26 protein-coding genes and 3 tRNA genes are annotated in these 26183 nt (G+C 55.2%); 2 read left to right on the plus strand and 27 right to left on the minus strand.

Annotation, left to right across the window (positions count from 1 at the left end; translation table 11 throughout):
• Positions 1 to 4 precede the first annotated feature (4 nt).
• The 9 genes from gatC to mnmA form a co-directional block, all read right to left on the minus strand.
• The gene (gene gatC, locus QU667_RS06310; RefSeq protein ID WP_304986380.1) at positions 5 to 295 is read right to left on the minus strand and encodes an Asp-tRNA(Asn)/Glu-tRNA(Gln) amidotransferase subunit GatC; all 291 of its coding nucleotides are present in this window, start codon (positions 293 to 295) and stop codon (positions 5 to 7) included.
• A gap of 73 nt (positions 296 to 368) precedes the next feature.
• Positions 369 to 1250 (minus strand): agmatinase, encoded by an 882-nt coding sequence (gene speB, locus QU667_RS06315; RefSeq protein WP_304988422.1) that lies wholly within the window; start codon positions 1248 to 1250, stop codon positions 369 to 371.
• Positions 1231 to 2091: a polyamine aminopropyltransferase gene (gene speE / locus QU667_RS06320; RefSeq protein WP_304986381.1), complete on the minus strand. Its 861-nt coding sequence runs from the start codon at positions 2089 to 2091 to the stop codon at positions 1231 to 1233. Before speE ends, speB begins: the two co-directional genes overlap by 20 nt.
• Before the next feature lie 2 nt (positions 2092 to 2093).
• Positions 2094 to 3548 carry an aminotransferase class I/II-fold pyridoxal phosphate-dependent enzyme gene (locus QU667_RS06325; RefSeq protein ID WP_304986382.1) on the minus strand — a complete coding sequence of 485 codons (1455 nt, stop codon included), beginning with the start codon at positions 3546 to 3548 and terminating at the stop codon, positions 2094 to 2096.
• Positions 3548 to 4489, minus strand: a complete 942-nt coding sequence (locus QU667_RS06330) for an ABC transporter substrate-binding protein (RefSeq protein WP_304988423.1) — start codon at positions 4487 to 4489, stop codon at positions 3548 to 3550. The genes QU667_RS06325 and QU667_RS06330 overlap by 1 nt, the downstream gene beginning before the upstream one ends.
• A complete protein-coding gene (locus QU667_RS06335; RefSeq protein WP_304986383.1) occupies positions 4489 to 4884 on the minus strand; it encodes a DUF3783 domain-containing protein in 396 nt (131 codons plus the stop codon). The genes QU667_RS06330 and QU667_RS06335 overlap by 1 nt, the downstream gene beginning before the upstream one ends.
• 12 nt (positions 4885 to 4896) lie before the next feature.
• Positions 4897 to 5748: an NYN domain-containing protein gene (locus QU667_RS06340; protein ID WP_425541892.1), complete on the minus strand. Its 852-nt coding sequence runs from the start codon at positions 5746 to 5748 to the stop codon at positions 4897 to 4899.
• 8 nt (positions 5749 to 5756) lie between these two features.
• Positions 5757 to 6785 carry a hypothetical protein gene (locus QU667_RS06345; RefSeq protein WP_439653981.1) on the minus strand — a complete coding sequence of 343 codons (1029 nt, stop codon included), beginning with the start codon at positions 6783 to 6785 and terminating at the stop codon, positions 5757 to 5759.
• A 47-nt stretch (positions 6786 to 6832) separates the two neighbouring features.
• Positions 6833 to 7903: a tRNA 2-thiouridine(34) synthase MnmA gene (gene mnmA, locus QU667_RS06350; protein ID WP_304988424.1), complete on the minus strand. Its 1071-nt coding sequence runs from the start codon at positions 7901 to 7903 to the stop codon at positions 6833 to 6835.
• A gap of 165 nt (positions 7904 to 8068) precedes the next feature.
• Here mnmA and QU667_RS06355 point away from each other — a divergent pair, with 165 nt between their 5' ends.
• Complete coding sequence (locus tag QU667_RS06355; RefSeq protein ID WP_304986386.1) at positions 8069 to 9310, plus strand: tRNA(Met) cytidine acetate ligase; 1242 nt, start codon at positions 8069 to 8071, stop codon at positions 9308 to 9310.
• A gap of 15 nt (positions 9311 to 9325) precedes the next feature.
• On the plus strand, positions 9326 to 10549 hold the full coding sequence (locus QU667_RS06360; protein ID WP_304986387.1) for an ATP-binding protein: 1224 nt from the start codon (positions 9326 to 9328) through the stop codon (positions 10547 to 10549).
• A gap of 5 nt (positions 10550 to 10554) precedes the next feature.
• Here QU667_RS06360 and QU667_RS06365 read toward each other — a convergent pair whose 3' ends face one another.
• From QU667_RS06365 to QU667_RS06450, 18 genes are all read right to left on the minus strand, one after another.
• Complete coding sequence (locus tag QU667_RS06365) at positions 10555 to 11436, minus strand: diacylglycerol/lipid kinase family protein (protein ID WP_304986388.1); 882 nt, start codon at positions 11434 to 11436, stop codon at positions 10555 to 10557.
• The gene (locus tag QU667_RS06370) at positions 11433 to 13088 is read right to left on the minus strand and encodes a putative polysaccharide biosynthesis protein (protein WP_304986389.1); all 1656 of its coding nucleotides are present in this window, start codon (positions 13086 to 13088) and stop codon (positions 11433 to 11435) included. Before QU667_RS06370 ends, QU667_RS06365 begins: the two co-directional genes overlap by 4 nt.
• A gap of 133 nt (positions 13089 to 13221) precedes the next feature.
• A complete protein-coding gene (gene hemL, locus QU667_RS06375; RefSeq protein WP_304986390.1) occupies positions 13222 to 14541 on the minus strand; it encodes a glutamate-1-semialdehyde 2,1-aminomutase in 1320 nt (439 codons plus the stop codon).
• Between the two features lie 11 nt (positions 14542 to 14552).
• On the minus strand, positions 14553 to 15524 hold the full coding sequence (hemB, locus tag QU667_RS06380; protein ID WP_304986391.1) for a porphobilinogen synthase: 972 nt from the start codon (positions 15522 to 15524) through the stop codon (positions 14553 to 14555).
• The gene (gene cobA / locus QU667_RS06385) at positions 15521 to 17038 is read right to left on the minus strand and encodes a uroporphyrinogen-III C-methyltransferase (RefSeq protein ID WP_304986392.1); all 1518 of its coding nucleotides are present in this window, start codon (positions 17036 to 17038) and stop codon (positions 15521 to 15523) included. Before cobA ends, hemB begins: the two co-directional genes overlap by 4 nt.
• On the minus strand, positions 17035 to 17970 hold the full coding sequence (gene hemC, locus QU667_RS06390) for a hydroxymethylbilane synthase (RefSeq protein WP_304986393.1): 936 nt from the start codon (positions 17968 to 17970) through the stop codon (positions 17035 to 17037). The genes cobA and hemC overlap by 4 nt, the downstream gene beginning before the upstream one ends.
• A complete protein-coding gene (gene hemA, locus QU667_RS06395; RefSeq protein ID WP_304986394.1) occupies positions 17930 to 19249 on the minus strand; it encodes a glutamyl-tRNA reductase in 1320 nt (439 codons plus the stop codon). The genes hemC and hemA overlap by 41 nt, the downstream gene beginning before the upstream one ends.
• Positions 19203 to 19865, minus strand: a complete 663-nt coding sequence (locus QU667_RS06400; RefSeq protein ID WP_304986395.1) for a precorrin-2 dehydrogenase/sirohydrochlorin ferrochelatase family protein — start codon at positions 19863 to 19865, stop codon at positions 19203 to 19205. The genes hemA and QU667_RS06400 overlap by 47 nt, the downstream gene beginning before the upstream one ends.
• A gap of 122 nt (positions 19866 to 19987) precedes the next feature.
• Positions 19988 to 20743, minus strand: a complete 756-nt coding sequence (gene surE / locus QU667_RS06405) for a 5'/3'-nucleotidase SurE (protein WP_304986396.1) — start codon at positions 20741 to 20743, stop codon at positions 19988 to 19990.
• A gap of 89 nt (positions 20744 to 20832) precedes the next feature.
• A tRNA-Lys gene (locus QU667_RS06410) sits at positions 20833 to 20908 on the minus strand.
• A 151-nt stretch (positions 20909 to 21059) separates the two neighbouring features.
• Positions 21060 to 22010: a malate dehydrogenase gene (locus QU667_RS06415; protein WP_304986397.1), complete on the minus strand. Its 951-nt coding sequence runs from the start codon at positions 22008 to 22010 to the stop codon at positions 21060 to 21062.
• 290 nt (positions 22011 to 22300) lie between these two features.
• Positions 22301 to 22377: transfer RNA gene (locus QU667_RS06420), tRNA-Met, on the minus strand.
• A 5-nt stretch (positions 22378 to 22382) separates the two neighbouring features.
• Positions 22383 to 22468 (minus strand) — tRNA-Tyr (locus tag QU667_RS06425).
• Between the two features lie 56 nt (positions 22469 to 22524).
• A complete protein-coding gene (lysS, locus tag QU667_RS06430; protein WP_304986398.1) occupies positions 22525 to 24036 on the minus strand; it encodes a lysine--tRNA ligase in 1512 nt (503 codons plus the stop codon).
• Between the two features lie 9 nt (positions 24037 to 24045).
• Complete coding sequence (gene greA / locus QU667_RS06435; protein WP_304986399.1) at positions 24046 to 24516, minus strand: transcription elongation factor GreA; 471 nt, start codon at positions 24514 to 24516, stop codon at positions 24046 to 24048.
• Positions 24517 to 24535: 19 nt separating this feature from the next.
• Entirely contained in the window at positions 24536 to 24829 is a 294-nt protein-coding gene (locus tag QU667_RS06440; RefSeq protein ID WP_304986400.1) for a GIY-YIG nuclease family protein, read from the minus strand.
• Entirely contained in the window at positions 24826 to 25440 is a 615-nt protein-coding gene (locus QU667_RS06445) for a peptidylprolyl isomerase (RefSeq protein ID WP_304986401.1), read from the minus strand. The genes QU667_RS06440 and QU667_RS06445 overlap by 4 nt, the downstream gene beginning before the upstream one ends.
• A 35-nt stretch (positions 25441 to 25475) precedes the next feature.
• Positions 25476 to 26180 (minus strand): MBL fold metallo-hydrolase, encoded by a 705-nt coding sequence (locus QU667_RS06450; protein ID WP_304986402.1) that lies wholly within the window; start codon positions 26178 to 26180, stop codon positions 25476 to 25478.
• Positions 26181 to 26183 lie beyond the last annotated feature (3 nt).

The raw sequence follows: 26183 nt of genomic DNA on the forward strand, positions 1-26183 counted from the left end.
CTCCTTACCCTTCGAGCACCTTCGGCACTTTGAAATAGCCGTCCTCTGCGAGCGGCGCATTCGATAGTGCCGCCTCATTGGAAAGGGACGGCCGCACCTCGTCCGCACGAAAGACATTTTCGATGGGAAGCGCATACGTTGTAGGGTGTACTCCGTCCGTATTTACATCGGACAGATTGTCCACATACGTCAGAAAGTCTCCTAAGGATTTCAGAGCTTCTTCCTTTTCCTCCGCCGAAATCGCAAGACGCGAAAGATGTGCCGTTGTCCTGAGATCTTGTTCCGTTACGTTCATAACCTACACCATCTCTCCTTACTGTATCCGAATTATTATAACAAATCGCTTCGCAGGTATCAAACAGAAAACCTCAAACATGGGCAGGGCGGATAAAATCCGCCTCCAGTCCAAGGATCATCTCACGCAGGAGTTTGAGTGCCGTTGCTGTGGACGTTCCGCTCGGATCAAGCGGCGGCGAGAGTTCGACCATATCACACGCGACAATATTGCAGCCGCGAATCACGGACAGCGTTGCTTTCATCAGCTCGATGAACATCACGCCGCCCGCCTCGGGCGTTCCCGTTCCCGGAAAGGCGGAGGGATCGAGCACATCAAGGTCAATTGTGAGGTAAACCGGATGTCCCTTGACCGCTGCAATCGCCTCGGAAAGCCCTGAGAAGGTAAATGGATGGATGTTCGTATGCCCCGCGCGTGCCCATGCCCACTCCGCACGCTCTCCGCTGCGAATGCCGAACTGATGAATGCGCCCGTCGCCGAGGAAATCCCAGACACGCCGGATCACCGTCGCGTGAGAGAGATGATTGCCGAGGTATTCGTCGCGCAGATCCGTGTGCGCATCGAAGTGAATCACGGCAAGATCCGGATATTTTTCCGCCGCCGCGCGAATCGCGGGCAGACTCACCAAATGCTCACCGCCGATCAGCAGGGGCAGCCGTCCGTCTGCCAGTACATTCCTCGCAAATGTATGAATCATATCGAGCGCACGTGCCGTATCACCGAACGGGAGCTCCAGATCGCCGCCGTCAAAGGCACGCGCCTCCTCAAGATCGAGATCCTGATACGGGCTGTAGGTCTCAAGACCATAGGACTCCGCCCGCATCGTACGAGCGGCGAACCGCGTCCCCGGACGGTAGGAGGTCGTCGAGTCAAATGGCGCACCAAAGATCACGATATGGCTCTCCTCATACGTTCCGTCACACCCGAGAAACGTTTCAATGTTGCGGTTCCACATCTTCAAGTATCTCCTCCACGTAGTTCGGCAGGGAAAATGCTGCGGCGTGCAGCTGCGTGTTATAGTAACGTGTCTTTATGCCAAGCGACTTCCATCGCGCAAAGTCCACGCCCTCCACGGGACGGCGGTTCTTGGACGAGAAGCCAAAGAGCCAATGTCCCGACGGATAGGTCGGTATATGTGCCTGATACACACGGCTGAACGGAAACGAATGGACAATTCGTTGGTGCATCCGCTGCATGGCGTAGGCATCCTGCTCGTAAAACGGGCTTTCATGCTGGTTGATCATGATGCCGTCCGCTTTGAGCGCCTTGAAGCAGTTCCCATAGAACTCTTTCGTAAACAGTCCCTCCCCCGGTCCGAACGGATCCGTCGAGTCCACAATGATGAGATCATAAACGTCGACCGGCTTGCGGACAAACCGCAGCCCGTCCTCATAGTGGATGTCAACACGTGGATCATCCAGACAGGACGCAGTGAATGGAAGATATTCACGGCAGACATCGACAACCATCTCATCGATCTCCACGAGGTCGATATGGCGCACGGACGGATAGCGCAGAAGTTCGCGCACTGTCCCCCCGTCACCACCGCCGATCACGAGAATGTTTTCCGCCTTCGGATGAACGCACATGGGCACGTGTGTAATCATCTCATGATAGATGAACTCATCCTTCTCCGTCAGCATCATATAGCCGTCGAGTGTCAGAAATCGCCCGAACTCGGGCGACTCGAATACATCAATGCGCTGAAACTCGCTCTGTCCGCTGTAGAGCTGCCGGTTGACGCGAATCGAGAAGCGCACATTCTTCGTATGCTGTTCCGTATACCATAATTCCATATCTATCGCTCCGACATCACATTGAGATACTGTATGCTCATATCCTCAGGTCCTGTAATCTGACACCCTTTTTTCTTCGCATAGCGAATGTAGGTCAGGATCTCCTCCGTAATCTTCTCCCCGGGGGCGAGAATCGGAATGCCCGGCGGATAGCACATAACAAACTCACTGCATATGCGTCCGCAGGATTTTACAATCGGCAGAGACTCCTTCTCCGCATAAAACGCATCTTGTGGTCCACAGACGACGACAGGATCGATGTACTCCATCTTGAGCGTCTTGGAGGGATCTTTGCGGTAGTTGCGCCGAATCTCCGCAAGTGCCGCCACAAGGCGTTCGATGTCCTTCGGACGATCCCCGATTGATACATAGGCGAGCAGATTGGCAATATCCCCAAACTCCGTCTGAATGTCGTAGTCATCGCGCAGAATGTCATAGACCTCAACGCCTGCAAGCCCCGTCGGACGTGTGAAGATGGACAGCTTCGTCGTGTCAAAGTCATAGACTGCGGATCCGTCAATCAGCTCGCGCCCATAGGCATAGTAGTCGCCGATGGCATTGATCTCATCGCGTGCATAGGCGACAAGATCAATGATTTTATCAATGACCTCACGCCCGCGCAAGGCGAGATTCCGCCGACTGATGTCAAGGCTCGAAAGAAGAAGATAGGAGGCACTGGTGGTCTGCGTAATGTTGATGATCTGATGAACATAGCCCATCGGCATTGTCTTTGCACAAAGCAAGAGCGAACTCTGTGTCAGCGAGCCGCCGGATTTATGCATACTGATCGCCGCCATATCCGCCCCTGCATCCATTGCAGCCAAAGGCAGGCGGTCACTGAAATACAGATGGGTTCCGTGTGCCTCGTCTACGAGCACCTTCATCCCATGAGCGTGTGCAAGTTCCGTAATCGTACGGAGATCGGAGCAGATCCCATAATACGTCGGATTGTTGACAAAGACCGCCTTTGCATCCGGATGACGTTCGATCGCGGCAGCGACATCCTCCACGCGCATCCCGAGTGCAATGCCAAGCGTGTCCTCAATCCCCGGATTCACATAGATCGGAATTGCACCGCAGAGGATGAGCGCATTGATGGCACTCCGATGCACGTTGCGCGGCATGATGATCTTATCGCCGCGCCCCACCGTCGAGAGGATCATCGCCTGTACCGAGCCCGTCGTACCGCTCACCATAAAGAAAGCGTGTGCGGCACGAAACGCCTCCGCCGCAAGTTGCTCCGCATCCCGTATCACGGAGACCGGATGACAGAGGTTGTCAAGCATCTTCATCGAGTTCACATCGACATCCAGACACGCACTTCCGAGAAATGCGGCAAGCTCCGGATTTCCGCGCCCGCGCTTATGCCCCGGTACATCGAATGGTACAAGACGCGCACGCTTCATCCGTTCGAGTGCCTCCTGAATGGGCGCACTTGTCTGCGACAGGTACGGCATTATTTGCCCTCCAAGAGAAGATTGGAAACAAGCTCGTCATAGCGGAAGTCCCCTGCGAGATCTCTGCTCTTGACCCAGTGTACCGCCTCCTCCACATCCTTCTCTGCCGGAAGCCCCGCCGTACGATAGGGCTTGAGTTCGAGTGCATCGCGTGCGGGCGCGGGAAAGCCGCTCTTGTCCATGACAAGGTCGATATACTCTGCACGCGGCGCATGATTGAGATAGTCCACGGATTTGTTATAGGCACGGTACATAGCGCGAATGGATTCGGCTTTCTCCTGAATGGCGGCGTCCGCAAATACAATGACACCGGGATTCAGCCCCAGCTCTGCCGATCCCGTCACGTATCGATTGCCGGATGCAGCGGCGACACTCGCCATGGGTTCCGGCAGAACCGCCGCCGCGAGATTCCCACTTTGCAGCATCTCCAGACGCACGGGGATCTGCGGAATAACGACCTTGGAAACATCCTGTTCGTCGAGCCCGTTGATCTTGAGGATTTCATCGGTAATGTATTCGATGATGGTGTTGCGGGAGATGGCAATCTCCTTGCCGCGCAGATCGGCAGCAGTGGAAATCCCCGCATTCCCGCCCGCAACGAGATTATAATTGCCGTCCGTATAGGAGGTTGCGTGCAGAGCAAAGCCGCCCGAGCGCGCAAAGATGACGGCGAGCAGGTCGGATACCGCACCGTCGAGATTCCCGCTCTGCAGTGCTGCGTCCCGCTCCATCGCACTCTTGAAGGAGACGAGCTCCACCTCAATGCCCTCCTGTGCAAAGTACCCACGCTCTGCGGCAATGATGAACGGAATCGAATCCGTGTCGGGCATCAGACCGATGGTGATCTTCGAAAGTTTCGTATCCTTCGGTTGGGATTCCGATCCACAGCCTGCGGTGAAAAGAAACACCAAGGACAGTACCACAGCAAGAAATCGTTTCATCATACATTCCTTTCCTGATCTTTGCAAGACACTGCGTGCTCTTTCGCCATATGTTCACATAAATAGCGCAGCGTCCACAGGGTATTGTACGGTGTAATCGCTGACTTGTAAACAATACGGGGAATCCCCGCCTCCTCCAGTGCCGTAAGCACCTTCGTCAACCGTTTTCCTTGAATATGCTCAAGCAACAAGAGCCTGTGCGGAAAGTCAAAAGAACCATCCGCACACGATGCAGGTTGATACCCCCTATTGCCAAGGAGATAACCGATTTTTTCGCGCCATGCATCCGCAGGAAGAAGAAGAACCTGTATCCCAAGTGTACGAAACACACTACACGCTGCCGCAATCTGCTCCTCAGGGAATTGATAGAGCAAGGCACGTTCTTCTTTTCTCATCGCAGCCCCCTCTTATTTTTCCGTAAGTCCGCGCATGAGGAGATAGGTCACGAGTTCATCCAGAGAAACCTCTTCCTCCAGCATTTTCTTCTCAAGAGAGGCACGCAGCGTCTTGGGCAGACGTACGGTCAAAAAACCGGTCATAACGGTCGTCTGCACGGGGTCAACGGAAGGAACTGTTTTCGCCGACTGTTTTTTTTTCGGCTGCACTGCCGTTTTCACCGTTTCCTCAGTTGCCTTCTCGACCCCTGTTTTTTTCTGCGCTGCGTTTCCTGTCTTTTTCTTCTGCTCTGCCGGAGGTGCCGTCTGCTCTACAGACGGTTTCTGTTTTGCACCCTTATCCTCCGCAGTCTTTTTCTTTGCCACAGTTTTCACCTCTGCCTTCTGCTCCGGTTTTTTCTTCTTCGTTTTTTTCTCGGCCTTTGGCTCCGGCGGATAGACGAAAAACTCATTGTAGGCATTGCGCAGATCCTCGCTCGCCTGTTTCGTTCCAACACCGATGATGTAGGACGGATCCTCCGCATTCAAAGACTCCGCAATACGTACAAAGTCGGAATCCGTGGTAATAATAAAGTATTTGCGAACGCCTTCCTGATACAGAATCTGAGCGGAATCGTAGAGTGCGGAGTCCAATGAATTTTTTCCGTAGAACGTGCGGCTGATCTGCCGAAAGGTCAGATCGGGATACTCCATGAGGCGCTCCCATCGCTTCTGCTCCGGATGCGCCTCCCAATCCGATACGACAATCATACGACAAGGCTGATACCGCTGCGCCTGGTCAATCGTGTATTGAAGCATTTCGATGGGCGCATTCTCAATATCGTAAAGAATTGCCACCGTATCATTGCTCGAATCGAGCATCATCTCACTCCTCACTCCATCTTGAACGGACGTTTGGCACGCTGTACGAGAAGAGATGCCTCGACCTCAAGCACCTCCGCCTGTCGCAGACTGTTTTCCGCGCTGCGAATCGTCGCGGCGTTCTTATCCGTCATCCATGCCGCATAGCCCTGTGCATAGGCGGCGTGTAAATCGCAGATCTTGAGCCGGAGCTGGTGCAGACTCTGCAGACTGCGCGGCACAGATACGGCGGCAAGTTCTTCCCGCCGCGCCTGCCAGTCCGCAAGAATTTCCTGCTCCATGATCTGACGTGCCACATCGCGCGTCGACTGACTGCCCAAAGACCCCGCCCCCAGTACGGTGTAGAGGCGGAGCTGTGCCGTTCGAACGGTCTGATCGTGACGCGCAAGAATCGCATCCGTTTCATCCAAATAGGCTTCTACACGCAAACGACGCGCCTTCTCCAGCAAAACGGCGTATTCCTGCAAATTCTGGATGGAGGAAACCTGCCATTCCCCCTCCTCAGAGGGTGTCAGCAGGATCTTGAACGCGAAATCGGTATCGGCTTCGCCCTGATGGACAATAACATCCGCCTCCGCCGTCCGTTCCTCATCGTTTTGTGTCAGATTGGCAATCTCTCGAAATGTTAAATCACGCACGCCAATACGGGAGAGAATGTTTTCTGCATCCGTGCCGTCCTCTGACGGATCTGCCGATGGCCACTCTCCTGTTGTCAGGCGCGTATCCACTGCATCCTTGAGCATCTTGATGAATGCGGGCTTGAGCATTTTCGAAAAATCTGCAAGCGCAGCAGAATTCTCGCTCGTCTGTCCAAATTCCGCCTCTATTGTGCCTGTCATAAAATCGTCGTATCCCATATCCAGAAGGGCATCCAGACGAACATAACGGAAAAAGAGCGCACTGTCATGATGCTCCAGTGCGGATTCAATCGAGCGAAGTGCATATTCCGGCGTCTTTGTATACACGCGGAAATACCAAAAGAGCCCCGCAAACAAAAACACCACGCATAGCAGTACGGCACAAGCAATCTTTGCCTTCATGACGCGACTCAATCTCATCAACCCCTCTCTATCGACGGTATGACAACTCAGGCAATTACCTTGTCAATCACCCCGCCGCCAAGCACCACATCGTCCTCATAAAACACAACGGACTGTCCCGGTGTCACAGCGCGCTGCGGTTCTGCAAAGCGTACCTGCAGCGCACCATCGGCAAGCGGAACAATACGTGCCTCGGCTTCTCTCTTTCCGTAGCGAATCTTCGCCTTTACAAGGCGTTCTTCACGCAGGGTATCCCACATCGTCCAGTTCAAATGAACCGCCATGAGTTCCTGCGCATAAACCGCATCGGCAGTCCCAACGACGACACGATTCTCTGCCGCATCGAGTGCCGTTACATAGAGCGGCTGCGATGCTGCAATACCGAGCCCCTTGCGCTGCCCAATGGTGTAAAATGAAACCCCCGCATGACTGCCGAGCACATTTCCCCTCGCATCGACAATGTCGCCGATCCGCACACACTCCGGACGGTGTTTTCTCAGATAGGATTTGTAGTCGTCATTCGGTATAAAACAGATCTCCTGACTCTCTGTCTTGTGCGCAACGGGAAGATGGTATTCATCCGCCAAGACCCGTGCCTCCTGTTTGCTGAATCCTCCCAGAGGAAACCGCACACGCGCAAGACTTGTTTGATCCAAACCGTAGAGCACATAGGATTGATCCTTCTCTCGATCCTGTCCTTTGCGCAGACGGTAAACGCCATCCTTGCCGCAGTCAACGCGCGCATAATGTCCCGTTGCAATACAGGATGCGCCCAATTTCTCCGCCTCGTGAAGAAGTTTCCCGAATTTGATATGGCGGTTGCATACCACACATGGATTTGGCGTACGTCCGCACTGATATTCAGAGAGAAAATAGTCAATCACCGTTTCCTCAAACATCGCGGTAAGATCCATAATATAGTGTCGGATTCCAAGAACCTCCGCCACACGCCGCGCGTCCTCCACACTGTTCAAATCATCCGGAGAAGCAGCACGCGTTTCCTCCGAGAGGCGCATCGTCATACCAATGACCTCGCAGCCCTGCTCCAAAAGCAGCGCCGCCGAAAGCGAACTGTCCACACCGCCGCTCATTGCGACAACAATGCGTTCCTTCTTCATCATTCACTCCACTCCAATAACCATAGATGACATATGGAGGCGGAAGGTGCGTTTAGTATAGCATTCGTCCCTTGAAATTACAAGGATTTGTATTTGTTCCGAAGCCCTACACAAACGTCCTTTTTTTTGCTAAAATATGCACAGGACAGGAGATGGAAAAGTCATATGCAGGTTGCGGGAATTATTGCCGAATATAATCCCTTCCACCATGGACACGCCTATCAAATTCAGATGCTGCGTGAAAAGCATCCCGGCATACGCATCATCGCCGTCATGAGCGGCAGCTTTACCCAGCGGGGCGCCCCCGCGCTCCTCGACAAATGGACGAGGGCTGCCCACGCGGTCACAGGCGGTGTGGATCTTGTGCTTGAACTCCCCTTTGTATTTGCCTGCCGCAGTGCACAGGACTTTGCACGGGGCGGCATATCCCTCCTCTCACGACTGGGGATCGTCACACACCTTGCCTTTGGCACGGAGGCAGAGGACATCACCTTGCTCGCATCGTTCGCGGAGCGGATTGACACAGTTCCCGTACAGATGCGGCTGCGCGAATATCTCGGAGAGGGCCGTTCCTATGCCGATGCGCTCACGCGTGCCCTGAAACACGATGAGAAACAGGCGGAAGTTCTGCTGCGCTCCCCCAACAACATCCTTGCCATAGAGTACCTGCGTGCTCTGCGCGTACGTGCGCCGCAGATTTCACCGATCGCCATTCAGCGCGTGGCAGCACGCCATGAGGAAACGTGTCTGCAAATTGGCATTACAAGCGCCTCCTCCATTCGAAAAGCACTTGATGCGAAACATCCCCCGTGGGAGGATCTCAGGCAAAACGTCATGCCTATGGTATGGAACGATCTCCAAACGGCACATCAGAACAGCATCCCACGAGAGGATACATTGCTCACCCTCCTGCGCTATCTCCTGCTTGTGACGGATATTTCGGCACTTGCTTCGTACAACGGCATTCATGAGGGCATTGAGAACCGCCTGATCCGCTGTGCAAAAACGGCAAAGGCATATCGATCATTTTTGGCAGACGTATCAACCAAACGCTATCCGCAGAGCCAAATTGCACGTCTGATCGTTCATTTGCTCCTGCACCTCAAAAAAAATCAGACGCAGGACTTTGACACCGGCGGTGTCGCTTACATTCGCCCGCTTGCCTTCAATCAGCACGGACGGTCGCTCCTGCGCTCGTTTAAGGAAAAATCACACCTTCCCATCGTCACGCGCACGGCAGAGGCTTTGTCAAAGATCCATCAGGCATCAGCCGAATGTACACACATCCGTCAGATGCTCTCCTTCGATGTCCGTGCGACTGATCTGCGTAACCTCTGTCTGCCGACCGCTCCCCCAATTTCTTGCCGCACCGATTTTATCATGTCGCCTAAATTTCTTTCAGATTAAGGAAAGGATGGTATTATGAGTCAGAATGTGAAACTTTCAACACTCTATGTATTGAATTCCTTGAGCAAGGATCCGGTACTCGGTTTCCTTGAATGGAACGCAGCCGACGCTGAGATGCAGGCCGAATGTGCAGCGCACCTCATTCGCTGCGCAGAGGATCTCGGACTCAGCGGCAATCTGCTCCCACGCTATCTCCTTCACGTGCTCACCCATGAGCCAAATCTTGTATCCAAGACAATGGAACGGACAGGGCTGCCCCCCGGGAGCAGTCTTCGTCAGGCGTTCTATCAGGACATCGAACATCTTTATCCCCTGCTGACACAGGCGACCAGCACCTTTCTCGGCGAAAAATTCATGGACGCATACGAGCCGACACAGAACGTATACGATAAAACCGAGGACTTCCTTCTCCCGTGGATCGAAGCGGCACAGACCCCCAAGGATTATGCCGAGGCATTGCTTACATTCTATGCGCGTTATGGATATGGCGATCTTGCCGCATATGTCGTGTTCCGCTGGGATGAGGATCTGCACAAAATATGTGGCATTCCATATTTCGAACGCACACAGATGAAAAATCTTATCGGCTACCAGCGCCAGAAAGAACAGCTCATCCAGAATACACGCGCATTCGTGCAGGGAAAGCCTGCGAACCACGTTCTCCTCGTCGGCGCACGCGGTACGGGCAAATCCTCCGCAGTCAAGGCACTCGTCAGCGAATACGAGGAAAGCGGCCTCCGCCTCGTGCAGGTGACAAAGGAGCAGCTGCGTAAACTTCCCGACATCATGGACACGCTGCGCAAGTATGCCGGTCGAAAATTCATCCTTTTCCTCGATGACATTTCCTTCGAGGAATCCGATACCGAGTTCAAGGCAGTCAAGTCTGCCATCGAGGGCGGTGTTTCCTCCTGTCCCCCGAACGTACGCCTTTACGCCACCTCCAACCGCCGCCATCTCATACGCGAAACATGGCGCGACCGCGAGCAGGATGAGCTCTACCGCGATGACACAATCAACGAAACCGTATCCCTTTCGGATCGTTTCGGACTAATCATCCACTACCATACACCGGATCAGGAGGAATATCTGGCGATCATCGATCATATGCTCACGCAAAAAGGAATCCACCTCTCACCCGAGGAGCTGCGCATCGCAGGTCTGCGCTGGGAGATGACGCACAGTGGGCGCAGCGGGCGCACGGCACAGCAGTTCGTCGCCCATTATCTCGGGATACACTGAGCCGATCAGCAGTACACGGAGAGCGCAAGCGGCAGCGTCCGCACACGCAGCGGCAGCAAAGGGCCGCATTCTCCATCGACATCACTGTAGAGATCCTCTGTTGTATGAATCTCAAACGATTTTGCCCGAATGTGCAGAATATTATCCCGCTCCGTCACCGGTTTCCCGGCAAACAGGTCTGCCGCAACAGACATAAATTGCGGCAGACCTGTTTTTTTTACGGCAAGGAGATCGAGCACCCCGTCGTCAATGGCAATGCCATGACCGATCTGCTTCATCCCCGCGACAACGGGGCTGTTTGCGATGACAAACAGGAATACATCTGCGTCATATTGTACGCCGTCTGCAGTGATTTGAACGGAAAAGGAGCGCAAACGCGGAATCTCACCAATTCCTTTCAAATAGTACGCGACCTTGCCCAAGGCATTTTTATATGCGGACTTTACCTCATGGGCAATCCCCGTCAGCATTCCCGCGCTGACGACATTGACAAAGTACTGCCCCGTCCCGTCGATCCGCCCCAGATCCACACGCCGCGCTTCGTCCGCAGCAATACGTTCGATATACGCCTCCCAGTCACTGATCCCGAGATGGGTCGCAAAGTCGTTGGATGTACCGCTCCCGAGAATACCGAGCGGTATATCCATATCGGATGCACACATGGCGTTCACAACGGCGTGTACTGTTCCATCCCCGCCGGCGGCAAGAACGCCGTCCGGGCAGATCTCACGGAGAAAATGTCCGAGATGATCCTGCCCTCCCCCGCGGGTGCGATAGGGACAGAGCACAATCCCGCGACGCTGGAACATATCAACGAGCGCATCGAGTTTCCCCTTAAAAAGCGCATGACCCGATACGGGGTTGTAGATCATCCCTAACTTTTTCATGCCTTAAAAACTCCAATTCGCTGTAAGAAACGTATGCTGACCGCACCGATCATCGGCAGACGGCGCAGGTCATCCTCAATGAGTCCGCGCAGGAGAATCATCGCTGCGACATAGATGCCGCAGCCGAAAAAGACCGCACCAAATGTCGATATGGCAGGAATCCCCCACCATGCAACCGTCCATTCGTAAAAGAGATGAACCGCTCCCGCCATGATCGCGGCGGCGCAGATCGTCTTGATGAGCTGCAGCAACTCGATCCGATAGCCGATGAACCGATGGATGAAGTAGAGATTGATGAGTGCCGCAACCCCCATATCTGCCGCTGTCGCCCACGCTGCCCCCATGATGCCAAGCCACGGGATCGCCGTGAGATGCCAATTCAGAAAGACCTTTGCCGCCGCCGCGAGCAGCATATTTACCATGGGAATCGTCGGGTGTCCGAGCCCCTGCAGAATCCCCGTCGATACCTGATGCAGTCCGAGGAGGATGATACTCACCGCCGAGATCATGACGGCAGGACCTGCCCCCGGCGCATTATAGATCAGAGCGGAGATCGGCGTTGCAAGCATAAACACAATGACAAATGCAGGAAAGCAGACAAAGTTTGAGATGCGCACGGAGGCCGCCGTCTGGTCGTAGACACGCGTGCGGTCACCGAGCACGCGGGATTCCGAGATCGCAGGCACAATACTCATTGCCATGGACGCTGTCAGGATGGTTGCAAGGTTTACGAGCGGTACAGCCATACCGTTCAGGTAGCCGAACAGCTCCGTCGCCTCACTGATGCTGTATCCTGCCGCCTCCAGACGCTGCGGTACGATCATGAGATCGAGGTTCGATACAACGGGCAGCATAATGCTCGCCGCCGATACGGGCAGCGCCAGTTTGAAAATCCGCTTGATGATGGAGACCCGCGACTCGTACGCCGCCCCCGGCAGAGGCTTCAGCTCCGTACCGTAGTCGCGTGCAATGTCACGTTCCAACTGGATGTGAAAGTAGACAAGGACGATGAGCCCCGTCACCGCACCCGCAAATGCGCCAAGCGATGCACCCGCCGCCGCATAGTCAAGTCCCCACGGCATAAGGAGGCTCGCAAGGACGATCATCGTCACCACGCGGAAGATCTGCTCCACGATCTGCGATACTGCCGTCGGGGTCATGCGCTGCCACCCTTGGAGATAGCCGCGGGAACTGGCAAGCAGCGTCACGAAGAAGACCGTTGGTGCAAGCACGACAACAGCCTTGTATGCACGGGCATCGCGGATCAGCTGCCAGTCGATCAGCCAGTCCGCCGCAAGATAGGTCAGAAGAGAAAACAGAAGCCCCGTAAACAGCATGAGCATCATGGAAATGCGAAAGACCCGCTTCGCGCCGTATATATCGTTCAGAGCCACGCGCTCTGCCGTGATGATCGAAATGGCGACGGGTACGCCCGCCTGCGAAACCGTCATGGCAAAAAAATAAATGGGAAAAGCCATCTGATAGAGACCGATTCCCTCACCGCCAAGGATACGGGAAACGAAGATCCAATTGAGCGAACCGATGACCTTGACCACGAAACCCGCGATCGTCAGGACAAGGGTTCCCTTGAGGAAGGATTCGCCCTTGCTGCTTTTTCCCTCAGCAACATCTATCTCACGAATGAGAAACACCGCCTCAATACAATAACACCGATAAACTACTATTGAATTATACCATATGCCCTTGCTCCTAGCAATCGCACTTTTCTCAAAACAAAAACCTCCCGTGTGCAGGAAATACGCACAGGAGGTTTGCTTATACGCCTTATCCGCGTGATTTCTTTACCGCTGCAAAACCTTTCTCGGCAGCGGCAATCGTACGCACAATATCCGCATCCGTATGCGCCCCCGAGAGGAAGATCGTCTCAAACTGTGACGGCGCAAGATAGATCCCCTCATCGAGCATCGTCTTGAACCAGATGTGGAACGCCTCTTGATCCGCAGCCTCTGCGTCGGCGTAGTCATAGACCTCATGGTCAATGAAGAAAATGCCAAACATCGAGCCTGCCTGATGCGCACAGATGGGAACACCCGCATCCTTCGCCGCACGCTGCCAGCCGAGCAGAAGTTCCTTTGTCTTGATTGTCAGCTCACGGCTGTAGTCTGCCCTGCCTTCCTCCGGCTCTGCCGTAATGATCTTCAGCGTTTCAATGCCCGCCGTCATCGCGAGCGGATTGCCTGAGAGCGTTCCTGCCTGATAGACAGGCCCCGCAGGAGATACGTGCTCCATGATCTCACGCCGCCCGCCGTATGCCGCGACGGGAAGTCCGCCGCCGATGATCTTGCCGAGACAGGTAAGATCGGGACGGATGCCATAGGCTGCCTGCGCACCGCCGAGCGAAGCGCGGAAGCCGCACATGACCTCATCGAAGATGAGCAGTGCGCCGTACTTTTCCGTAAGCTCGCGCAGGAGAGAGAGATAGCCTTGACGCGGCAGGACAAGTCCCATATTGCCCGCAACCGGCTCGATAATAACCGCCGCAATCTGATCGCCCTCACGCTCCATCACTGCACGGATCGCATCCGCATCGTTGTATGGAACGGCAATCGTGTCTGCCGCCGTTCCTTTCGTCACACCGGGCGAACTCGGCACGCCAAACGTCGCCATCCCCGAGCCGGCACTGACGAGCAGACTGTCGCTGTGTCCATGGTAACAGCCAATGAACTTTACAATCTTATCGCGTCCGGTATAGCCGCGTGCAAGACGGAGTGCGCTCATCGTCGCCTCCGTCCCCGAGTTTACCATACGGATAACCTCGATGGATGGATAGACAGACTGCACCAGTTTTGCAAGCTCCGTTTCGAGAAGCGTCGGCGCTCCGTAACTCGTGCCGTGCGTCGCCGCCTCCTGCAGTGCCTTCACGACCTGCGGATGTGCATGTCCGGCAATCATCGGCCCCCATGAGCCGACATAGTCAATGTACTCGTTGCCGTCAATATCATAGATTTTAGAGCCTTCGGCACGCGCGATAAAGAGTGGGTTCCCGCCCACATTCGCAAAGGAGCGGACGGGGCTGTTCACGCCGCCCGGCATATATTCCTTCGCCTCGGCAAAGGCGGCCTTCGACTTTTCTGTATTCCGCATAACGATCCTCCCTATGCACTCAGCCATGCAGCGGCATCCATTGCATGATAGGAAATGATGATCTTTGCACCCGCACGCTTCATGCTTGTGAGCGTTTCCAACACAATCCTCTGCTCGTCAATCCACCCGTTTGCGGCAGCGGCCTTCACCATCGCATACTCGCCGCTGACATTGTAGACAGCAATCGGGCGATCCGTCCTTTCATAGACCTGACGCACGACATCGAGATAGGCAAGCGCGGGCTTCACCATGATGATGTCCGCCCCCTCCTGCACGTCAAGAGCCGCCTCTTTCAGAGCCTCGCGGACGTTTGCGGGATCCATCTGATACTGACGGCGGTCGCCAAAAGCGGGGGTACTGTCCGCCGCATCACGGAAAGGTCCGTAATAGCCCGAGGCATATTTGACCGCGTAGCTCATAATGCTCGTGTTGACAAAGCCCTCGCCATCAAGCCCCGCACGAATGGCGGCAACGCGTCCATCCATCATGTCGGAGGGAGCAACGATGTCCGCGCCGGCGCGTGCCTGACTGACTGCCGTCTGAACGAGGTGCGGCAGGGTTGCGTCATTGTCCACATAGCGATCGTGCAGCTCGCCGCAATGCCCGTGGCTCGTATACTGACAGAGGCAGACATCACCGACCACGAGCAGCTGCGGCACCGTCTCCTTGATCACCGCAATTGCACGCTGCACAGGGCTCGTCATATCCCATGCACTCGAACCGATTTCGTCCTTGTACTCCGGCAGACCGAACACCTCCACCGCAGGAATTCCGCGTGCCGCAATCTCGCGCGCAAGATCTGCGACCTGATCCACGGAGTAGTGGCAGCAGCCCGGCATACTCGGAATCTCTTCCTTGATACGCTCTCCCGGCACAACAAAGATCGGATAGACAAAATCGCGCGGCGAGAGCTCTGTCTCGCGTACGAGATCGCGCATCCCCGACGAAATACGCAAACGGCGCGGACGCTGTATCAAATTCATTGCACTTGCTCCTTTATTGCGTTCACCAATCCATCAATCGTATATTGTTCTGCCACAATATCCGGCTCGATGGCAAAACTTCGTGCCGTATCTGCCGTAACAGGTCCGATACAAGCGATTTTCGTCTGTTGGAGCGGTGTGATATTGCCCAGCTGCTGTACAAGATTCTTGACCGTAGAGGAACTTGTAAAGGTAACAACGTCAATCTCACCACGCATCAGGCGCTCGGCAAGCTCCTCCCCGCCTGCACGCTCCGGCACTGTTTCGTATGCAGGAACAACATCGACCATCGCCCCATGTGCGCGCAGCGACGCGGGCAGGACATCACGTGCCTCCTGTGCGCGTGCCAGCAGGATACGCGCACGCGGCGGAAGAATGGGGGCGAGTTCCTCAACCAACGCTTCGGCACGGAACTCCTTCGGAACAATATCGGCGTGAATGCCGAATGAGTGCAGTGCCTTTGCCGTCGCCGAACCAATCGCGGCAACCTTCGCATAACCGAGTGCACGCGTATCCTTTTCTGCACGATGAAGCCGTGCAAAGAAATGCTCCACCCCATTGACACTCGTGAAAATAATCCAATGGTAGGACTGCACATCTGCGATTGCCGCATCCAGTGCCGCGTAGCCATCTGCGGGCGGCGCAATTCGAATCACGGGCGTCTCAATGCAGGATGCGCCCAGTGCCGTCAGCTGTTCCGTCAAAGCCGACGCCTGCGCACGCGCACGTGTGACAAGAATACGCTTTCCATGCAGTGGTCGAATATCCGCACGGTCGAACCAGCGCAGCTGCTCCCGCAGCTTTACCACCTCACCGACGATGAAGATCGCGGGGGGGCGGATGCCGTCGCGCTGTACCATCTCTGCCGCCTCGCCCACGGTCGTGACGTAGGTCTCCTGGTCGGCACGCGTCCCCCAACGAATGATTGCCGCAGGGGTATCGGCGGGACGTCCGTGCTCGATCAGCTTCTTCGTGATGACGGGAAGATTTGCAACGCCCATCAGGAAAACAAGGGTATCGACCCCCGTCGCGAGATGCTTCCATCGTATACGAGATTCCGCTTTTGTCGGATCTTCGTGTCCCGTAATGACGGCAAAGGAAACCGCAACACCGCGATGCGTCACGGGAATGCCCGCATAGGCGGGAACGCTGATCGCCGAGGTCACACCCGGCAGTACCTCAAATGGAATTCCGCGTGCAAGAAGGACAAGTGCTTCCTCCCCTCCGCGCCCAAAGACGAAGGGGTCGCCGCCCTTGAGACGGACAACCGTCTTCCCCTCGTCCGCCTTGTCCGCGAGCAGGACATTGATGTCCTCCTGCCGCATCGTATGCTTGCAGGACTGCTTTCCAACATAGATGCGCTCCGCCTCAGCGGGTACATAGGAGAGAATGCCCTCATCTGCGAGATGGTCATAGACGACAACATCCGCCGTCCGAAGACAATTCATCGCGCCAACCGTCAAAAGGCGCGGATCCCCGGGACCCGCGCCGACAAGAAATACTTTTCCGCTCATACCGTAATTCCTATCTCTTTCAAAATATCTCGACCGCCTGCATCAAGCAGCTCCTCTGCCAGAGCAACGCCGATCTTCTCCGCCGCATCCACAGCCCCCATGGAGCGCGACCGACAGACGCGCATCCCGTCGACGGAGGCAATCATCGCCTCGACATGGAGTATATTGCCCTCGCCAACCTCGGCATAAACCCCGACGGGGATCTGACAGCCCCCCTCGACGCGCCGCAGAAATGCACGCTCCGCCCTCGCTGCCGCCGTCATATGAGGATCGCGCAGAAAGTCGATCAGCGAACAAATCCGTGCATCATCCGCACGGCATTCAATCGCAAGCGCCCCCTGCCCGACCGCAGGAAGAATCATCGTGCGCGGAAGAATCGAACAAATTCGCTGCCCCAGTCCGAGACGTTTCAGCCCCGCCGCAGCGAGCACGATTGCGTCGAATTCTCCCGCATCGAGCTTCGCAAGACGTGTATTGACATTCCCACGCAGATCAAGGATCTCAAGATCGGGACGCACAGCAAGCAGCTGCGCGCGCCTTCGAAGGCTGGATGTGCCGACCCGTGCCCCCTGCGGAAGCTCCTCCATCGCCCGATAACGAACGCTGACAAAGGCATCCCCCGCATCCAACCGCTCCGTGATCGCCCCGATGACAAGCCCCGCAGGGACTTCCGTCGGCATATCCTTCAGGCTGTGCACGGCAAGATCAATCTCTCCTGCGAGCATCGCCTGTTCGAGTTCCTTGGTAAAGAGCCCCTTGCCCCCGATCTTTGCGAGCGGCGCATCGAGAATGCGGTCGCCCTTCGTCGTCATTTTCCTGAGCTCCACACACACGGCAGGATACTGCTTTTCCATCTGCGCCGCGACGTATTCCGCCTGCCACAAAGCCAGTTTACTTGCCCGCGTACCGATAGTGATTGTGTCGCTGTTCACTTGTCCCCGTCTCTCCTATCGCATCCAATTTAAATAGGGCGCGCATCGCCTCAATGTAAAACGCCTCGTCCTTCGTTCCTGCCGAGGAGCGGATCTTCATCATGGGGGTGCGCAGGATCTTCCGCACAATCATGCGGCTCATATGCTCCACCTGACGACGTTCTTCTTCCGAAAGATCCGGAAGTTTCGCCCCCATGCGTTTGATCTCACGTTCGCGTATGCGTTCGCAGCGTCCCGAGAGAAGTGCCATGAGCGGCTGAAAGGACAGATATTTGAACCGTTCGAGAAGGGATGCGACCTCCTCACTCACGATCTGCTCCGCCTTGACCGCCTCCGCCTGACGCTCGCTGAGATGTTCGTCCACCACAGCCTCAAGGGCATCAATATTATAGAGCTCAATCCCCTTGATGGCCGCGACATCGGGATCGACATCGCGTGGAACGGCAATATCAATGAGAAAGAGCTTCCGCCCCTGCCGCCGCGCCATCACGCGGCGTGCCTCCCACGCCTTGATGACATAGTGCGGCGCACCCGTCGAGGTGACGACCACATCGACATCGGTCATATAGTCCAGTGCGCGGTCAAATGGAATCGCCTCCCCGCCAATGCGTTCGGCAAGGCGCTCCGCACGCTCCATATGGCGATTGGCGACAAGAATCTTCTCGATCCCGTGCGCCCGTAAATGTTCCGCCGTCAGCTCCGCCATCTTGCCCGCGCCAAAGATCAGACCGCTGCGTCCGCCAAGTCCGCCGAGGGATGCTGCGGCAAGTTCCACCGCTGCATAACTCACGGATACCGAGCGGTACGCAATGCGTGTTTCCGTCCGTACACGCTTGCCCGTTGCGATGGCACGGTGAAAGAGCAGATTGAGCACCGTGCTCGTCGCTCCTGCCTCACGTGCAATCGCATAGGCTTCCTTCACCTGCGAGAGAATCTGTCCCTCGCCAAGTACCAGTGAATCAAGACTGGAGGCAACGCGAAAGAGGTGACGAATCGCCTCATCATCGACATAGGTATAAAGATATTCGTCAAGATCATCCCCGCCCTGCGCCAGATCGTTCAAAAACTGCCGCAGTGCCTGCGCACCACAGGTATGATCGTCCACCGAAGCATAGAGTTCCGTACGGTTGCAGGTGGAAAGAACCACAAGACCGCTCAGACCGTCATACTCGCCCAGACTTAAAAGTCCCAAACGCAGTTCCTCACGGGAAAATGAAACACGCTCACGCACATCAACCGGAGCGGTTCGATGATTTAGCCCCAATGTCAAGAGCTGCATTGCGTAACTCAACCTCTGCTTTCTCTAACTCTCCATCGCGAACCATGTTCAAAATGTGGGGGTACAGCGCCATGCGCCAGAACGCCGTGCGCTCCTCACTGTCCGGGAGCCGCGCCCGCATTTCGCTGCGCAGATGCGCCACGCGCTCCAACCAGATCCCGAAGGAAGGCGGATAGAGCTGCTCAAGCTCCATACGAATCGCCCGTGACAGCGCGGGACTCCCTCCGCCCGTCGAAACGGTCAGCAGGACGGCATCACGCCGTACCGACGAAGGAATCTGAAACGAAGATGCCGCCGGATCATCAATGACATTGACGAGAATGTCACGTTCCTTTGCCTCTGCCGCAACAGCCGCGTTGACCGTAGGCGAATTTGTCGCTGCATAGACGAGAAACGCCCCTTCGAGCATCGTCCGCGCATAGTGGTCTCTGCGCCATTCGATCCGCCCGCTGTCAGCAAGTTCCCACAGTAGCTCCGTAAGCTCCGGCGCAATCACGCGCACAGACACATCCGCATCTGCCGCGAAAATGCCGTTTACCTTGCGCTCTGCCACACGACCGCCGCCGACAACAATGACAAGCCGTCCGGTCAGATCAACATTGAGCGGATACAGCACGCAGATCCCCCCATAAAAATATGAATCCTATTCACGTTCGTTATTATACCGCAAATGGACATAAAAAAAAAGAGGAGAAGCCGCAATCCCCTCTCTTTATAGTGATTATCAACAGGCATCCGTCATTGGATGCATCTGCCACATTCCTCAAGCAGCGGATAATCCGTCATATCCACACCGACCGGTGTAACGGAGATCAGCCCATGCTCCACCGCGTAAATATCTGTCCCCGCCCCCTTATCCGTATCTGACACCTCGCCCGCCACCCTGTAGCGAACACAGCCGTTTTCCTCGATGCGTTCAAAGGCGTTGATGTAGTCGCGCCCGCCCTGACGGGCAAAGACGAACTGCGGTCTGCCTCCTGCGAGTTCCTTCGGAAAATTGATGTTGAGCAGGAACGGCTGCTCCATCGCTGTCAATACATGGCCCATAAACGGCTCAAAATATGCCGCGACCTCCGCATAGCTGATACAGCTCCCCTCGATTCGCGAGAGCGCAAATGACGGAATCCCGTGAAAGAATCCCTCAAATGCCGCACCGACCGTTCCCGAGTAGATCACGTCCGTCCCGAGATTCGAACCGTGATTGATCCCCGAGAGCACAACATCCGGCAATTCCTCCGCAATCGCGTCGAGGTAGAGTTTGCCGCAGTCCGTCGGCGTACCGTCGATTGCCCATGCCCGAATATCATAGTCCGCATCAAAATTCTCATCGGCACGCACCTCAATCGCACGCCCGATCGTCAGCGCATGGGACGTGCCGCTCTGCTGGTGCATGGGAGCTGCAACAGTCACCGCATGATGCTGTGCGAGATGTCGCGCGAGTGTTCGGATGCCCTCTGCCGCAATGCCGTCGTCATTCAATATCAGGATATTCACAAATGAGCCTCCTATTTCGCATATATACGAAAAGCAGGTTGGTATACCAACCTGCTTTCTTCAAAACCGCCAAGCGGATGAACTACACATGGTGACCCACCACGGAATCGAACCGTGAACCTACTGATTAAGAGTCAGTTGCTCTGCCAGTTGAGCTAGTGAGTCATATACGCCTCTTCAGCGCATAGCTATTATAGTGGAAAGAGGGCAGGAATGTCAAGGGAAAATCTGCTGCTTACAGAGAAATATCCGTATTCCACCAAAAAAGGTCTTTGCGGAAAACCGCAAAGGCCTTTTGGATCGTTTCGGAAGGGATTTACTTCAGCGCATCGCCGAGCTGTGCGTTGACCGCACGCGCTGCCTCAACGCTCTCCTCGAACTTCGCCTTTTCCTCGCCCTCAAGCACCACATCGACGACCTTCTCGAAGCCGCCCTTGCCGAGCACGATGGGAACACCGACACAGAGTTCCTTTTCGCCATACTCGCCCTCAAGATAGACGCAGCACGGAATGATCTTCTTGGAGTCCAGTGCGATTGCCTCGACCAGCGTTGCTGCAGATGCGCCCGGTGCGTACCATGCAGACGTGCCGAGAAGCCCCGTCAGTGTCGCACCGCCGACCTTCGTCTTCTGGACGACATCGGCAAGAACTTCCTTCGAGAGGAGCTGGGTGACAGGAATGCCGCGCAGCGTTGCAATGCTGACAAGAGGAACCATCGTCTTGTCGTTATGCCCGCCGATGACCATACCGTCCACATCGCTCGGCGTTGCGGGATGTCCTGCCGCATTGAGTGCCTCGGAGAGATAGTAGCGGAAACGGCTGCTGTCGAGCATACCGCCCATGCCGATGATACGGTTGCGCGGCAGCCCCGTGGACTTCAGCGCGAGGTAGGTCATTGCATCCATCGGATTGGAGATGATGATGAAGATGGCATTCGGAGAGTACTTGAGTGCCTGCTCCACCACGCTCTTGACGATCTTGGCGTTGACACCGACGAGCTCCTCGCGCGTCATGCCAGGCTTGCGCGGCAGACCGGAGGTAACAACGACAACGTCGGAGTCTGCCGTAGCAGCATAGTCGTTCGTAACCCCCTTGACCGTCGTATCAAAGTTCAGCGCATGAGCACACTGCATCATGTCCATCGCCTTGCCCTCGGAGACACCCTCTTTAATGTCAATGAGGACAACTTCCTGCGCGAACTTCTTGAGTGCGACGACATTCGCCACGGTTGCGCCGACGTTACCTGCACCAACAACAGTTACCTTCATAGTATTTCCTCCTTAAAAACTCTCCTGTCACCCATCCCTAGCAATAAGTGACACGATTCGAAACAGGGTATACCAATAGTTCATAACTATGGAACTATTATAACATTCTCGTTCAGAAAAATCAATTAGTTATTTTGGAGAATTATTCAAACTTTCATGGAAAAGCAAATTATTTTTGTGTACGCTGAATTGTCCACCAACTTTATCGCAGACACAAAAAAAGCAGTCGATTACTTTCATCGACTGCGACAGAGGAAGCACGATAAATCCGGCGTTCCTTGATTTACATATGGTGGCGGCACAGAGATTTGAACTCCGGACACTGCGGGTATGAACCGCATGCTCTAGCCAACTGAGCTATGCCGCCATCGGTGGTGGGCAGGGATGGATTCGAACCATCGTAATCCGAAGATGACAGATTTACAGTCTGTTGCCTTTAACCACTCGGCCACCTACCCATGAGCCTTGACAAGTATATGCGATAAACGGCTGCCTTGTCAAGGCGTTTCTCAAATTATTCCGCGAGCGGCTTCATCGTCGGGAAAAGGAGCACGTCACGGATGGAAGCGCTGTCGGTCAGAAGCATAACGAGGCGGTCCACGCCGATGCCAAGTCCGCCCGTCGGCGGAAGCCCGTACTCAAGTGCCGTGATGAAGTCGCGATCCATCACATGAGCCTCGGCATCGCCCGCTGCCCGCTGTTCGAGCTGTTCCACGAAACGCTGCTCCTGGTCGATGGGATCGTTCAGCTCCGTAAAACCGTTCGCAAGCTCCCGTCCGTAGACAAAGAACTCAAAACGATCCGTAATGCGCGGATCGTCCGCATTGCGCTTCGCGAGCGGCGAGATCTCGGTCGGATGCCCCGTGATGAAGGTCGGCTGCATCAACGACTCCTCAACCTTCTCCTCGAATGCGGCGTTCAGAATGCCGCCGATGCCATGGCGCTCCTCGAACGGAACGCCGATCTCGCGCGCCATGGCACGCGCCTCATCGACGGTATTGCAGGAGAGAAAGTCCTTCCCTGTCGCCTCGCGCACGGCATCGTTCATGCTGACGGTGCGGACACGCCCCAGATCGATCTCAATGCCCTGATACGTGATCTTGGTTGTGCCGAGCACATCCTCTGCTGCCTGACGCACAATCCCCTCCGTAATCGCCATGAGATCACGATGATCGGCGAACGCCTGATAGATCTCAATGGACGTGAACTCTGGATTATGCCGCACATCCATCCCCTCGTTGCGGAAGATCCGCCCCATCTCATAGACACGGTCAAGCCCTCCGACAATGAGACGCTTGAGGCTGAGCTCGGTCGCAATGCGGAGATAGAGATCTATATCGAGCGCATTGTGATGCGTAATAAAGGGACGTGCAGCAGCACCACCCGCAAGAGAGGAAAGCACGGGGGTCTCCACCTCAAGAAAGTCCCGTTCATCCAGATAACGACGAATGGACTGGATGATTTTCGTCCGCTTGCGGAACGTCTCACGCACCTCCATATTGACCATGAGGTCGAGATAGCGCTGGCGATAGCGCGTATCCACATCCTTCAGCCCGTGGAACTTCTCCGGCAGCGGGCGCAGCGACTTCGAGAGCAGGTCAAAATCCTCCACGCGTACGGTGATCTCACCGCGCCGCGTCTTAAAGACCACCCCCCGAATACCGACGATGTCACCAAGGTCGAGACGCTTAAACTCTTCCTTATATTTCTGCTCGCCGAGCACGTCCATCTTGAAATAAATTTGTATATTTCCCGTACGGTCATTGAGTGTAGAGAATGACGCTTTGCCATGTCCACGTATTGCCATCAGTCGCCCGGCAATGCACACCTGCGCCCCTTCCTCATCCTCTGTGAGGTAGTCATATTTTTCCTTCAGATCCGCAGCATAGTCCGTAACCTCGAAGCGATGTCCGAACGGAGCGACCCCCATCGCACGAAACGCCTCCATCTTTTCACGGCGGACGCGCATCATCTCATTCAGATCCTGCTCCGGCACACGCGGCGTAGTTTCTCTTTCTTCAGCCATCCCTGCTCCTTACTTCTTAATATCCATGATTTTGTACTGAATGATCCCAGCCGGTGCACTGACATTGACCGTCTGATCGATCATCTGACCGAGCAGTGCCATGCCGAGTGGAGACTCGTTTGAGATTTTCCCCTCGTCCGGGTCTGCCTCGGTTGATCCGACAATGAGAAAGGTTTCCTCCTCGTCGAATTCCAGATCCTTTACCGTCACACGGCTGCCCATGGTGACGGTCTTGCCGTCGCCCGCCTGGATGATGTCGGAGTTGCGGATCTTCGTCTCAAGTTCCTGGATCTCGCCCTCAAGAAATGCCTGCTCGTTCTTGGCATCATCGTATTCGGAGTTCTCGGAAAGATCGCCAAGCGCAATGGCGGCCTTGAGCCGTTCGGCAACTTCGATGCGGCGTACACTTTTGAGGTAGTTTAACTTTTCGACGAGCTTGTTGTAGCCGTCCTCGGTCAGCATGACCTTCTTTTCTGTCATGGAACAATCCCCTTTATTGTCATTCTGATGTATTGACTTCATCCATAAAAGCAGTCGGCACAGTGTTCTCCCGTCCCGTGTGAATCAGTAAAAGACGTTCCTTTCGATTCATTTTCTTGAACTGGCATTCACGCTTCTGTGCTTCTTGCTTCGTTGCATATTCCTCGGCATAGACAAGACGAACCGGCCGGCGGGCGCGTGTGTACTTCGCCCCGTTTCCTTCATTGTGTGCGCGCAGCCGCCGCCGGAGATCGTTCGTCCATCCTGCATAGAGGCTTCCGTCCGCACACAACAAAAGATAGGCGTAGTTCATTCCGCAGCGTCTTTGATCGTGATTTTCTCGATCACGACATCATGCACAGGACGATCGCCGTACCCTGTCTGCGTGTGGCCGATGTCGCGCACCACATCCATGCCCTCGATCACCTTGCCAAAGACTGCATGATGATTGTCGAGCCACGGGGTCGCAGCGAGCGTGATAAAGAACTGACTGCCGCCTGTATTCGGACCTGCGTTCGCCATCGAGAGGATGCCCTCGTCGTCATGCTTCAGAGCGGGATCAAACTCATCGGGAATCGTGTAGCCCGGTCCCCCCGTTCCGTTGCCGTTCGGATCCCCCCCCTGAATCATGAAACCGTCGATCACGCGATGGAAGATCAGCCCGTCATAGAAGCCCTTTTCCGAAAGGTCGATAAAATTCTTCGTGGTGATGGGGGCTTTGTCCTCGAAAAGTTCCACCTCGAACGTGCCCTTGTTTGTTGTAAACTCTGCAATGCGGTTTTTTGACACAGCTTTGTTCTCTCCTTTGTCCTGATCCAACAGCATATTGAACGACATCCCCGCACTCCCGCTGTGTGCCGCAAACAGTACCGCAGCAACAGCGACGAGAACGCCGACTGTCAAAAGATAAAATTTCTTCCCCATTCTACCGAATGACCTCCTATATTTCAACCTATATTTCAAAAATGATGCCGCTGCCCCGCTTTCGTCGGCGACCAGATCGGAATTTCACCCCCTGTCTCGAAAAAATCATCGGACGGCTGCCATGCGGGATAGCCGACGGAGTGCATGGAAACGAGTGCCTTGGGGTTCGTCTCGGCACAGAATACCTTTGCACCGCGCTCCATCGACGGACCGAGCCGTCCATCCACAGGGAAAAATGCAAGGTCAAAGGATTGCCCCGCGAGGCGTTTCATCTGCTTGCGAAAGGCATTCTCGGCAAGTTTACGGTTTTCGGCGGTATCGCCCGTCCAGTCCCACCAGTTGAAATCTCCGGCGTGAAAGATGCGTTTTCCATTCACCTCCACAAGAAAGGATGTCCCCTCGTCCGTGGAGGAAAAACTGGTCACTGCGATGCAGTCATCCCGCCAAGTATCATAGACACCGATCCAGCTGACCTGCTCCGCCGGAATACACATACTCCCCGGATTCTGTCGTATATCCTCACTTAGGATGTAACGCTGCACTTTGGCAGAAAAACGCGCAATCATCGGATTGAAGTGGTCAAAATGCGCATGGGAGGCAAAGAAGTACAGCCGCGTGAAGTCGTCCTTGCTAAGCTCCCGATCGAGCACGCCGGCAGGATCGTCAAACGCATCAAAAACAAGCAGAACCCCCTCCACGCGAACGAGGAATCCGCTGTTCAGCAAATAGGATGCTTCCATAAA

Origin of the sequence: Selenomonas dianae (genome assembly GCF_030644225.1) — a bacterium.
In the GTDB taxonomy this organism is placed as follows: Bacteria; Bacillota; Negativicutes; order Selenomonadales; family Selenomonadaceae; genus Centipeda; species Centipeda dianae.

Coding starts and splice junctions, on each gene's coding strand:
- greA (WP_304986399.1), bottom strand. CDS start 24,516: ATGACAGAAAAGAAGGTCATGCTGACCGAGGACGGCTACAACAAGCTC.
- speE (WP_304986381.1), bottom strand. CDS start 2,091: ATGGAATTATGGTATACGGAACAGCATACGAAGAATGTGCGCTTCTCG.
- mnmA (WP_304988424.1), bottom strand. CDS start 7,903: ATGAAGAAGGAACGCATTGTTGTCGCAATGAGCGGCGGTGTGGACAGT.
- cobA (WP_304986392.1), bottom strand. CDS start 17,038: ATGAGCGGAAAAGTATTTCTTGTCGGCGCGGGTCCCGGGGATCCGCGC.
- QU667_RS06335 (WP_304986383.1), bottom strand. CDS start 4,884: ATGAGAAAAGAAGAACGTGCCTTGCTCTATCAATTCCCTGAGGAGCAG.
- QU667_RS06360 (WP_304986387.1), top strand. CDS start 9,326: ATGAGTCAGAATGTGAAACTTTCAACACTCTATGTATTGAATTCCTTG.
- QU667_RS06415 (WP_304986397.1), bottom strand. CDS start 22,010: ATGAAGGTAACTGTTGTTGGTGCAGGTAACGTCGGCGCAACCGTGGCG.
- hemL (WP_304986390.1), bottom strand. CDS start 14,541: ATGCGGAATACAGAAAAGTCGAAGGCCGCCTTTGCCGAGGCGAAGGAA.
- hemA (WP_304986394.1), bottom strand. CDS start 19,249: ATGCAGCTCTTGACATTGGGGCTAAATCATCGAACCGCTCCGGTTGAT.
- QU667_RS06450 (WP_304986402.1), bottom strand. CDS start 26,180: ATGGAAGCATCCTATTTGCTGAACAGCGGATTCCTCGTTCGCGTGGAG.
- QU667_RS06325 (WP_304986382.1), bottom strand. CDS start 3,548: ATGCCGTACCTGTCGCAGACAAGTGCGCCCATTCAGGAGGCACTCGAA.
- speB (WP_304988422.1), bottom strand. CDS start 1,250: ATGTGGAACCGCAACATTGAAACGTTTCTCGGGTGTGACGGAACGTAT.
- QU667_RS06340 (WP_425541892.1), bottom strand. CDS start 5,748: ATGATGCTCGATTCGAGCAATGATACGGTGGCAATTCTTTACGATATT.
- QU667_RS06440 (WP_304986400.1), bottom strand. CDS start 24,829: ATGAACTACGCCTATCTTTTGTTGTGTGCGGACGGAAGCCTCTATGCA.
- QU667_RS06355 (WP_304986386.1), top strand. CDS start 8,069: ATGCAGGTTGCGGGAATTATTGCCGAATATAATCCCTTCCACCATGGA.
- QU667_RS06345 (WP_439653981.1), bottom strand. CDS start 6,785: ATGAAGGCAAAGATTGCTTGTGCCGTACTGCTATGCGTGGTGTTTTTG.
- QU667_RS06330 (WP_304988423.1), bottom strand. CDS start 4,489: ATGAAACGATTTCTTGCTGTGGTACTGTCCTTGGTGTTTCTTTTCACC.
- QU667_RS06445 (WP_304986401.1), bottom strand. CDS start 25,440: ATGGGGAAGAAATTTTATCTTTTGACAGTCGGCGTTCTCGTCGCTGTT.
- hemB (WP_304986391.1), bottom strand. CDS start 15,524: ATGAATTTGATACAGCGTCCGCGCCGTTTGCGTATTTCGTCGGGGATG.
- lysS (WP_304986398.1), bottom strand. CDS start 24,036: ATGGCTGAAGAAAGAGAAACTACGCCGCGTGTGCCGGAGCAGGATCTG.
- gatC (WP_304986380.1), bottom strand. CDS start 295: ATGAACGTAACGGAACAAGATCTCAGGACAACGGCACATCTTTCGCGT.
- QU667_RS06365 (WP_304986388.1), bottom strand. CDS start 11,436: ATGAAAAAGTTAGGGATGATCTACAACCCCGTATCGGGTCATGCGCTT.